We start from the raw sequence: 9,609 nt of genomic DNA, 5'->3' as shown, positions 1-9,609 counted from the left end.
GCTCGCCACCGCACTCGCCATTACAGCCTCAAATGCGGCGGTTGGGAAGTTACAAAGGAAGGGTGGAGGCCGCAATTCCGTGCCTCCCTCTTTGATCTCCGACGCGGAAAGTCGCAGCGGATTGTATCTCGTTTTTGGCGGTGAGTTCCGCCCCGCACTCCTCTCTTCTCCCTCAGGGAGAAGGTGTCAGCGCAGCTGACGGATGAGGGTGTGCTCACACGTTCCTGAGCACGCCCGAGATCCGCGCCAGAACGGCATTGGCCGAATCGAGCACGTTGGAGCCGGGGCCGAAGATTTCGGCGACGCCGGCTTCGCGCAGGAAGGCGTAGTCCTGTTCCGGGATGACGCCGCCGACCACGACTTCGATGCCTTCGCCGCCCTTGTCCCTGAGACGGGCGATCAGGTCCGGCACCAGCGACTTGTGGCCCGCGGCGAGCGAGGAGACGCCGACCACGTCGACGCCGAGCGTGACCGCCTTGATGGCGACTTCCTCGGGCGTTTCGAACATGTCGGTGAGATCCACCTTGAAGCCCATGTCGGCGAAGGCGGTGGCGATCACCTTGGCGCCGCGGTCGTGGCCGTCCTGGCCCATCTTGGCGACCAGCACATGCGGTGCGCGGCCCTTCTCGGCCGTGTAGTCGGCGATGCGCGCGCGGATCGCCTTGTATTCGGGGTCCTCGCGGTAGACCTCGTCATAGACGCCGCTGATCACCTTGGTGACGGCGTGATGGCGCCCGCCGAAGCCGCGTTCCATGGCGTCGGAAATCTCGCCCAGAGAGGCGCGCGCCCGGGCGGCGTCGATCGCGGCTGCGAGCAGGTTGCCCTGGCCTGTGGCGGCCACCTGTTCCAGCGCTGCGATCGTGGCCAGATAGGCCTTGGAATCGCGGCTGTCGCGCATCTTGTTGAGCCGCGCCACCTGGCCCGCGCGCACCTTGGCTGTGTCGATGTCGAGAATGTCGACCTGCGGCTCGTCGGCGAGCCGGAAGCGGTTGACGCCGACGATCACGTCCTCGCCGCGGTCGATCCGCGCCTGGCGCCTTGCCGCCGCCTCCTCGATGCGCATCTTCGGCAGGCCCTGCTCGACCGCCTTGGTCATGCCGCCGAGCGCCTCGACTTCGTCGATCAGCTCCCAGGCCTTCTCCATCAGGTCGGCGGTCAGTTTCTCCACGTAATAGGAGCCGCCGAGCGGGTCGACCACCTGGGTAATGCCGGTCTCGTGGGCGAGGATCAGCTGGGTGTTGCGTGCGATCCGGGCGGAGAATTCGGTCGGAAGCGCGATCGCCTCGTCGAAGGAGTTGGTGTGCAGCGACTGGGTGCCGCCAAGCACCGCCGCCATCGCCTCGAATGCGGTGCGCACGATGTTGTTGTAGGGATCCTGCTCGGTCAGCGACACGCCCGAGGTCTGGCAATGGGTCCTGAGCATCTTCGAGCGCTCGGACTTGGCGCCGAAATCGGTCATGATTTTCGACCACATCGCGCGTGCGGCACGAAGCTTGGCGGCCTCCATGAACACGTTCATGCCGATGCAGAAGAAGAACGACAGCCGGCCCGCGAACTTGTCGACATCGAGCCCCTTGGCCTGGGCGGCGCGGACATATTCCATGCCGTCGGCGAGCGTGTAGGCCAGTTCCTGCGCGAGCGTCGCGCCCGCTTCCTGCATGTGGTAGCCGGAAATCGAGATCGAGTTGAATCTCGGCATCTCGGCGGCCGTGAATTCGATGATGTCGGCCACGATCCGCATCGAGGGCTCGGGCGGATAGATATAGGTGTTGCGGACCATGAACTCCTTGAGGATGTCGTTCTGCACCGTCCCGGTGAGATCGGCGCGGGCCACGCCCTGTTCCTCGCCGGCGACGATGAACATCGCCAGCACCGGGATGATGGCGCCGTTCATGGTCATCGACACGCTCATCTCGCCCAGCGGAATGCCGTCGAACAGGATCTTCATGTCCTCGACCGAATCGATCGCGACGCCCGCCTTGCCGACATCGCCGGTCACCCGCGGATGATCGCTGTCATAGCCCCGGTGGGTGGCGAGGTCGAAGGCGACCGACAGCCCCTTCTGGCCGGCGGCGAGGTTGCGGCGGTAGAACGCGTTCGATTCCTCGGCCGTCGAGAACCCGGCATATTGGCGGATGGTCCAGGGCTGGCCGGCATACATGGTCGAGCGCACGCCGCGCGTGAACGGCGCGAAGCCCGGCAGCTCTGCGGCCACGCCCTCGGGCAGGTCTTCCGAAGTGTAGAGCGGCTTGACGGTGATGCCTTCCGGCGTGTGCGTGTCGAGGCTCTCGACCGGCCGGCCCTTCAAGTCCTTGCTGGCGAGATCGATCCAGTCGCGTTTGGTCTTGGTCATGTCAGGTCCTTTCACCTCGCCGATGTGGAGCGGGCTTTGGCCGCGATCCGTTCCCCTCCCCCTTGAGGGGAGGGGGCAGGGGTGGGGGTGGAGCCAGGTCCGGATGTCCGGCCGGCGGCGCACGCAGCAATCTTCGCATCGGCAGTCCGGGCGGCTCGCTCGTCGCGCGCTGCGGGATCGGTACCCCCCACCCGGATCGCCTGCCCCGCCCGCATCGCGGCCGGCTTGCCTCTCCGACCTCCCCTCAAGGGGGAGGTTGAAACGTGAGCCGCGGTCATTTCGCGAACTCCATGATCACCTCGTCAACGGCGAGGCTGTCGCCGGGTTTGACGGCAATGCGCGAGACGATCGCCTTGCGTTCGGCCTTGAGCACGTTTTCCATCTTCATGGCTTCGACCACGGCAAGCGTCTGGCCTTCCTGCACCTCGTCGCCCTCGTTGACGGCGATCGAGACGATCAGGCCCGGCATCGGACAGAGCAGGAAGGCGGAGGTGTCGGGCGCCACCTTCTCCGGCATCAGCCGGGCAAGCTCGGCCACCCGCGGGCGGAACACCTGCACCCGCAGGTCAACGCCGAGCTGCCGCAGACGCCAGCCGGCATCGGCCGGTTCGACCTTGATCGCGTGGCGGGCGCCGTCGATGTGGAAGGTGGCGAGCCGCGCGCCAGGCGTCCAGTCGGTGAGCACAATCATGGGTTCGCGGCCGGGCAGCCTCAGGACATAGTCCCCGTCCACGTGATCGACATGGCCGGTGATCTCGTGGCCGGCGATGCGCACCACCTTCTCTTCATGGGCGCGCTTTTCCGCCTGGCTGAAGCGGGCGCCGGAAATCCGTGCGGTGCGTTCGCCGTGGATGTGGCTGACCAGCAGGGCGGCAATGGCGAAGCGCTTGATGGTGGCATCGTCGGGCGGCACCGGGCCGAAGCCGTCGGGATATTCCTCGGCGATGAAGCCGGTCGACAGCCGCCCTTCGCGCCAGCGCGGATGCTGCATCAGCGCCGACAGGAACGGCAGGTTGTGGCCGATGCCTTCGACCTCGAACCGGTCGAGCGCATCCGCCATGGCGTCGATCGCCTCGGTGCGGGTGGGGGCATGGGTGCAGAGCTTGGCGATCATCGGGTCGTAGAACATCGAAATCTCCGAGCCTTCGGTGACGCCGGTGTCGTTGCGCACGGTGATGCCGTCGCTGGTTCCCTCGTGCGGCGGCCGGTAGCGGGTGAGCCGGCCGATCGAGGGCAGGAAGTTGCGGTAGGGATCCTCCGCATAGAGGCGGCTTTCGATGGCCCAGCCGTCGATCTTCACGTCGTCCTGTGAAAAGCCGAGCTTCTCGCCGGCGGCGACGCGGATCATCTGCTCGACCAGGTCGATGCCGGTGATCAGTTCGGTGACCGGATGTTCGACCTGCAGCCGGGTGTTCATTTCCAGGAAGTAGAACTTGCGGTGCTTGTCGACGATGAACTCGACGGTGCCGGCCGACTGGTAATCCACGGCCCTGGCCAGCGCCACCGACTGCTCGCCCATCGCCTTGCGCGTGGCGGCGTCCAGGAACGGCGAGGGCGCTTCCTCGACGACCTTCTGGTTGCGCCGCTGGATCGAGCATTCGCGTTCATTGAGATAGAGCACCGTGCCGTGGCTGTCGGCGATCAGCTGGATCTCGATATGGCGCGGCTCCTCGATGAATTTCTCGATGAAGATGCGGTCGTCGCCGAACGAGCTTGCCGCTTCCGATTTCGAACGCGCGAAGCCCTCGCGTGCCTCGGCGTCGTTCCAGGCAATGCGCATGCCCTTGCCGCCGCCGCCGGCGGACGCCTTGATCATCACCGGATAGCCGATCTCGGCGGCGATGCGGGCGGCGTGGTCCTCGTCCTCGATCAGGTCCATGTGCCCGGGGACGGTGGACACGCCGGCCTCCGCGGCGATCTTCTTCGAGGTGATCTTGTCGCCCATCGCCTCGATGGCTTTGACCTTGGGGCCGATAAAGGCGATGCCCTCCTTCTCCAGGGCTTCGCAGAACGAGGCCCGCTCGGAGAGGAAGCCGTAGCCCGGATGCACCGCCTGCGCCCCGGTCTGTTTGCACGCGGCGATGATGCGGTCGGCCATCAGGTAGGACTGGGCGGCAGGCGGCGGCCCGATATGCACCGCCTCGTCGGCCATCGCCACGTGTTCGGCGTGCCGGTCGGCGTCGGAATAGACCGCGACGGTGGCAATGCCCATCTTCTTCGCGCTCTTGATGACGCGGCAGGCGATTTCCCCGCGGTTGGCGATCAGGATTTTCGTGAACATCAAGCTGCCTCCTCTCCCCCCTTGCGGGGGAGAAAGCCTTTTCCTGCATTTGCACGGGCAACGCCCGGGCAAGTGCTTGGAAAAGGCAAGAGAGGGGGCCTAGCGTCCCGCTGCTGCCTGAATGATTTGATTGCCCACCCCATCGATGTTCTCCTGTATGTCCTCATTCCAGAACCTCAAGGTTCTGTAGCCCTTTCCTTCAAAGTACCGATCCCGTTCGGAATCGCGCTCTGAGAATGCATGCTGCGATCCGTCCGCTTCCACGATCAGCCGTCGTTCGTGGCAAACGAAATCGCAGATATAGGGGCCGAGCGGTTCCTGCCTCTTGAACTTCATCCCGCCTAACTGCGCGCCCGAAGCAGTTGCCAAAGCGCGTATTCAGCATCAGTCGGGTCGTGCCGCATGGACTTGGCAAATCTGCGCAGCCTGTCCTTGTCCAACCCGACCCCCTCTCCTGCAATTTCTGGCGGTTAGCCTTCGGCTAAGCCACCGAAATTGCTTTCTCCCCCTCAAGGGGGGAGACGTTTTTCGTCATGCCGTCCTCTACACTTCCAGCACGTCCTCGAAGGCCGCCGGAAAACTTGCCCGCGCCACATGCTCGTCGATCCTCAGCAGCGCCTGGTAGGACTGCGGGTCGAACGGCTGTTCGGCGGGCACGATTTCGCGGCCGAACAGCCAGGAAATCCGGCCCGCGTCGAGATTGCCGCGCTCGAACGGCTCGTCGCCGTAGAGATGCCACAGCGCATGCAGGAACGCCGTGTCGGCGAGCTTTTCGGTCGATGTCCGGTCGGCCATGCGCCGCCGGTTGAAGATCGCCGTCACCCCGCGCGGATTCGCCCGGCGGATGGTGAACTGGAACCCCGTGCCGGGCAGGCCGGACGGCATTCCGCGATGCTTGGTCATGTCGGGCAGCTTGGCCATCAGGCTTTTGCGTCCTTCTGCGCCTCGAGCTTGTCCTGGGTGCGAAGCTCGAAATCCGAGGCGTCGTGGCGCTCGTGCAGCTGCTCGGAGAGCTCGCCGGAGGTCTTGTTGACGATGCGACCGCGATTGACGGCGGGCCGCGCGGCAATCTGGTCGGTCCAGCGGATCACGTTCTTGTAGCTCGTCACCTCCAGGAACTCGCCGGCCTCATAGGCGCCGCCCTTGACCAGCCGGCCGTACCAGGGCCAGATCGCCATGTCGGCGATCGAATATTCGGCGCCTGCCATGTATTCGTGGTCCGCGAGATGCCGGTCGAGCACGTCGAGCTGGCGCTTGACCTCCATGGCGAACCGGTCGATCGCGTACTGGATCTTGATCGGCGCATAGGCATAGAAATGGCCGAAGCCGCCGCCGAGATAGGGGCCGGCGCCCATCTGCCACATCAGCCAGTTGATGGTCTCGGCGCGCACGCGCAGATCGGTCGACAGGAACGCGCCGAATTTCTCGGCGAGATAGATCAGGATCGAGCCCGATTCGAACAGTCGGATCGGCGCGCCGCCGCCCTTGGGCGCATGGTCCATCAGCGCCGGGATCTTCGAGTTTGGGTTGACGCCGACGAAACCCGAGCCGAACTGGTTGCCTTCGCCGATATTGATGAGCCAGGCGTCGTAGTCCGCGTCCTTGTGGCCGGCCTCGAGCAGTTCCTCAAGCATCACCGTCACCTTCACGCCGTTGGGCGTGGCGAGCGAATAGAGCTGCAGCGGATGCTTGCCGACGGGCAGCTCCTTGTCGTGGGTGGGACCGGCGATCGGCCGGTTGATATTGGCGAACTGGCCGCCATTGCCCGGCTCCCACTGCCAGACCTTTGCGGGCTGGTAGCCGGCGGGAAAATTCTTTTCGGGCGGAAATTTGGTGTCGTCAGTCATGAAACACGATCCTTGTTGGTGAGAGGGGCCTCACCGGGGATATAGGACATTCGAAGCGGTTTCCCCACCTCGTGTTGGCGCGGAGCGCGACGCGATGCTTGGCAAGCCCACGAACGTTCCCCTTGAGGGAGGCCGGAGAGACGAGCGTGGGCGCAGGCGATCCGGGTGGGGGAAGGGACACTCCTCTTTGTCGCCGATAACCCCCACCCGGTTCTGTCGCGCTTTCCGCGCCAGTCGCCGCCCTCCTCACCTCAGCCCGCATAGTCACTGTCGCTCACCTTCTCGAGCCAGGTGACCGCCACGCCATCGAGCGCCTCCTGGATGGCGATATGGGTCATGGCCACCTCGGGCGCGGCGCCATGCCAGTGTTTCTCGCCGGGTTCGAACCAGACCACGTCGCCGGGCCGGATCTCCTCCACCGGCCCGCCTTCGCGCTGCGCCCGGCCGAGCCCGGAGGTGACGATGATCGTCTGCCCCAGCGGATGCGTGTGCCAGGCGGTGCGCGCCCCCGGCTCGAACGTCACCGACGCGCCCTGCACCCGGCCCGGCGCCTCGGCCGCGAACAGCTTGTCGAGCCGGACCGTCCCGGTGAACCAGTCTTCCGGCCCCTTGGCCGAAGGCGTCGATCCTGCTCGGGTGATCTTCATGGCGTGGTCCTTCGGCTTGCGAGGGATCGAACCTCCCCCTTGAGGGGAGGTCGGAGAGCCAAGCGCAGCGCCGGCGATCCGGGTGGGGGTATGAGGCCAAGGCGGTCCCGATTGACCCCCACCCGGCTCTGTCGCGCTGCGCGCGCCAATCGCCGACCTCCCCTCAAGGGGGAGGTGGGGTGCCAGCCGGCAGGTCCTCGTGTTTTGTCAGTCACCGCCATCTTCCCCTTGAGGCCCCTCACAACGGAATGTTGTCGTGCTTGCGAAGCGGTTGCGTCACCTTCTTGGTCTTGAGCATCTCGAAGGCGCGGAGCACGCGGCGGCGGGTGGAGTGGGGCAGGATCACCTCGTCGATGAAGCCGCGCTGGGAAGCGACGAAGGGGTTGGCGAAGCGGTCCTCGTATTCCTTGGTGCGGGCGGCGATCTTGTCGGGGTCGCCGAGTTCGGAACGGTAGAGGATTTCGGTCGCGCCCTTGGCCCCCATCACCGCGATCTGCGCGGTTGGCCAGGCATAGTTGACGTCGGCGCGGATATGCTTGGATGACATCACGTCATAGGCCCCGCCATAGGCCTTGCGGGTGATCACCGTGACCTTCGGTACGGTGGCTTCGGCATAGGCGAACAAGAGCTTCGCGCCGTGCTTGATGATGCCGCCATATTCCTGGCTCACGCCCGGCAGGAAGCCCGGCACGTCGACCAGCGTCAGGATCGGGATGTTGAAGGCGTCGCAGAAGCGCACGAAGCGCGCGGCCTTCTTGGACGAATCGATGTCGAGGCAGCCAGCCAGCACCATCGGCTGGTTGGCGACCACGCCGATGGTCGAGCCGTTCATGCGGATGAAGCCGCACAGGATGTTCTTGGCGTGATCGGCCTGGATCTCGAAGAAATCGCCCTCGTCGGCGACGCGGGCAATCACCTCGCGCATGTCGTAGGGCTTGTTCGGATTGTCCGGGATCAGCGTGTCGAGCGCGTCATCGGTGCGGTCGGGCGCGTCCGCGGTCGGCATCACCGGCGGCGCCTCGCGGCTCGACAGCGGCAGGAAGTCGAACATCCGGCGGATCTCGATCAGCGCTTCGATGTCGTTGTCATAGGCGCCGTCGGCAACGGAGGATTTCTTCGTGTGGGTGGAGGCGCCGCCGAGTTCTTCCGCCGTGACGATCTCGTTGGTCACGGTCTTGACCACGTCGGGGCCGGTTACGAACATGTAGGAGGTGTCGCGCACCATGAAGATGAAGTCGGTCATGGCCGGCGAATAGACCGCGCCGCCGGCGCAGGGGCCCATGATCACCGAAATCTGCGGGATCACGCCCGAAGCCTGGACGTTGCGCCAGAACACTTCCGCATAACCGCCGAGCGAGGCCACGCCCTCCTGGATGCGCGCGCCGCCGGAATCGTTCAACCCGATCAGGGGCGCGCCGTTCTGGACGGCCAGATCCATCACCTTGCAGATCTTCTCCGCATGCGTCTCCGACAGCGAGCCGCCGAACACGGTGAAATCCTGGCTGAAGACATAGACCGGACGGCCGTTGATGGTGCCCCAGCCGGTGATCACGCCGTCACCGGGATATTGCTGCTGCTCCATGCCGAAATCGGTGCAGCGATGGGTCTTGTACATGTCGTATTCCTCGAACGAGCCCTCGTCGAGGAGCACGTCGAGACGTTCGCGGGCGGTGAGCTTGCCCTTGGCATGCTGGGCGTCGATGCGCCGCTGGCCGCCGCCAAGCCGCGCCTCGGCACGTTTCTGTTCGAGCTGTTCGAGAATATCGCGCATCAAAGGCCTCCTTTTCGCCCGATCATGGCCCATGCCGCGGGAAACACAAGTGCGGCCAGCGCCGCCTTGGCGAGGTCGCCGGGGAGGAAGGGCGTGAGCCCCCAGGCGAGGATCGGCTGGTCCCAACCGAACAGCGCGCCGAGCCAGAGCAGCCCCGGGACATAAATCAGCGCGCCGGCGACGAGCGCGGCGATGAACGCGCGCCCCGGCGTCCGGTCCATGCCGCGTTCGGCGAGAAAGCCCGCCGCGAAGGCCGCGAGCGCATAGCCGATCAGATAGCCGCCGGTCGGCCCCATCATGTAGGCGAGGCCAAGACCTTTCTCCGGCGTGCCGGCGAACACCGGCAGGCCGAGCGCGCCCTGGATCAGAAACAGCGCCACCGCAGCCGTCCCGAGCCGTGCGCCGAGTGCCAGGCCCAGTCTGATGGCGACGAAGGTCGTCATGGTCAGTGGCACCGGATAGAACGGGATGGCGACCTTGGACGACAGGGCCATCAGCGCAGAGCCGGCAATCACCGTGAGCGCCGAGGCGGCCAGGCGGCGGGAAACGGCAGGTCCCGAACCCGGGGCGGCAGAACCGGCCGGCGCGGCGAGGGCGGCATAAAGGGTCAAGGCGTCTCTCCAGTCTCGCGAGGGGAACACTGAAGCCGGTTGGTAGCGTGAATGCGGGGCCGCCGACAGGGTTGAAAAGGTAAGCATGTTGCACTAGCA

General features: G+C 65.6%; 8 protein-coding genes. All 8 read right to left on the bottom strand.

The window, feature by feature from the left end; translation table 11 throughout:
• Positions 1 to 214: 214 nt before the first annotated feature.
• Complete coding sequence (scpA, locus tag AWJ14_RS18475) at positions 215 to 2,353, bottom strand: methylmalonyl-CoA mutase (protein WP_066182705.1); 2,139 nt, start codon at positions 2,351 to 2,353, stop codon at positions 215 to 217.
• A 274-nt stretch (positions 2,354 to 2,627) separates the two neighbouring features.
• Positions 2,628 to 4,634 (bottom strand): acetyl-CoA carboxylase biotin carboxylase subunit, encoded by a 2,007-nt coding sequence (locus AWJ14_RS18470; protein WP_066182702.1) that lies wholly within the window; start codon positions 4,632 to 4,634, stop codon positions 2,628 to 2,630.
• A 99-nt stretch (positions 4,635 to 4,733) separates the two neighbouring features.
• Complete coding sequence (locus AWJ14_RS18465) at positions 4,734 to 4,970, bottom strand: endonuclease domain-containing protein (protein ID WP_342587271.1); 237 nt, start codon at positions 4,968 to 4,970, stop codon at positions 4,734 to 4,736.
• Between the two features lie 207 nt (positions 4,971 to 5,177).
• A complete protein-coding gene (locus AWJ14_RS18460) occupies positions 5,178 to 5,555 on the bottom strand; it encodes a hypothetical protein (RefSeq protein WP_066182699.1) in 378 nt (125 codons plus the stop codon).
• A complete protein-coding gene (gene yghU, locus AWJ14_RS18455) occupies positions 5,555 to 6,481 on the bottom strand; it encodes a glutathione-dependent disulfide-bond oxidoreductase (RefSeq protein WP_066182697.1) in 927 nt (308 codons plus the stop codon). The genes AWJ14_RS18460 and yghU overlap by 1 nt, the downstream gene beginning before the upstream one ends.
• A gap of 251 nt (positions 6,482 to 6,732) precedes the next feature.
• On the bottom strand, positions 6,733 to 7,128 hold the full coding sequence (locus AWJ14_RS18450; protein ID WP_066182694.1) for a (R)-mandelonitrile lyase: 396 nt from the start codon (positions 7,126 to 7,128) through the stop codon (positions 6,733 to 6,735).
• Between the two features lie 238 nt (positions 7,129 to 7,366).
• Positions 7,367 to 8,899, bottom strand: a complete 1,533-nt coding sequence (locus tag AWJ14_RS18445) for an acyl-CoA carboxylase subunit beta (RefSeq protein ID WP_066182691.1) — start codon at positions 8,897 to 8,899, stop codon at positions 7,367 to 7,369.
• On the bottom strand, positions 8,899 to 9,510 hold the full coding sequence (locus tag AWJ14_RS18440) for a biotin transporter BioY (protein WP_245304358.1): 612 nt from the start codon (positions 9,508 to 9,510) through the stop codon (positions 8,899 to 8,901). Before AWJ14_RS18440 ends, AWJ14_RS18445 begins: the two co-directional genes overlap by 1 nt.
• Between the last annotated feature and the right edge of the window lie 99 nt (positions 9,511 to 9,609).

Origin of the sequence: Parahoeflea olei, assembly GCF_001703635.1 — a bacterium.
Classification (GTDB): domain Bacteria; phylum Pseudomonadota; class Alphaproteobacteria; order Rhizobiales; family Rhizobiaceae; genus Hoeflea; species Hoeflea olei.
This window is presented reverse-complemented; position numbering and strand designations above follow the sequence as displayed.

What these genes read in the sequence shown, in the direction of transcription:
- AWJ14_RS18460 (WP_066182699.1), bottom strand. Translation starts at nt 5,555, where the DNA reads ATGGCCAAGCTGCCCGACATGACCAAGCATCGCGGAATGCCGTCCGGC.
- scpA (WP_066182705.1), bottom strand. Translation starts at nt 2,353, where the DNA reads ATGACCAAGACCAAACGCGACTGGATCGATCTCGCCAGCAAGGACTTG.
- AWJ14_RS18445 (WP_066182691.1), bottom strand. Translation starts at nt 8,899, where the DNA reads ATGCGCGATATTCTCGAACAGCTCGAACAGAAACGTGCCGAGGCGCGG.
- AWJ14_RS18470 (WP_066182702.1), bottom strand. Translation starts at nt 4,634, where the DNA reads ATGTTCACGAAAATCCTGATCGCCAACCGCGGGGAAATCGCCTGCCGC.
- AWJ14_RS18465 (WP_342587271.1), bottom strand. Translation starts at nt 4,970, where the DNA reads ATGAAGTTCAAGAGGCAGGAACCGCTCGGCCCCTATATCTGCGATTTC.
- yghU (WP_066182697.1), bottom strand. Translation starts at nt 6,481, where the DNA reads ATGACTGACGACACCAAATTTCCGCCCGAAAAGAATTTTCCCGCCGGC.
- AWJ14_RS18450 (WP_066182694.1), bottom strand. Translation starts at nt 7,128, where the DNA reads ATGAAGATCACCCGAGCAGGATCGACGCCTTCGGCCAAGGGGCCGGAA.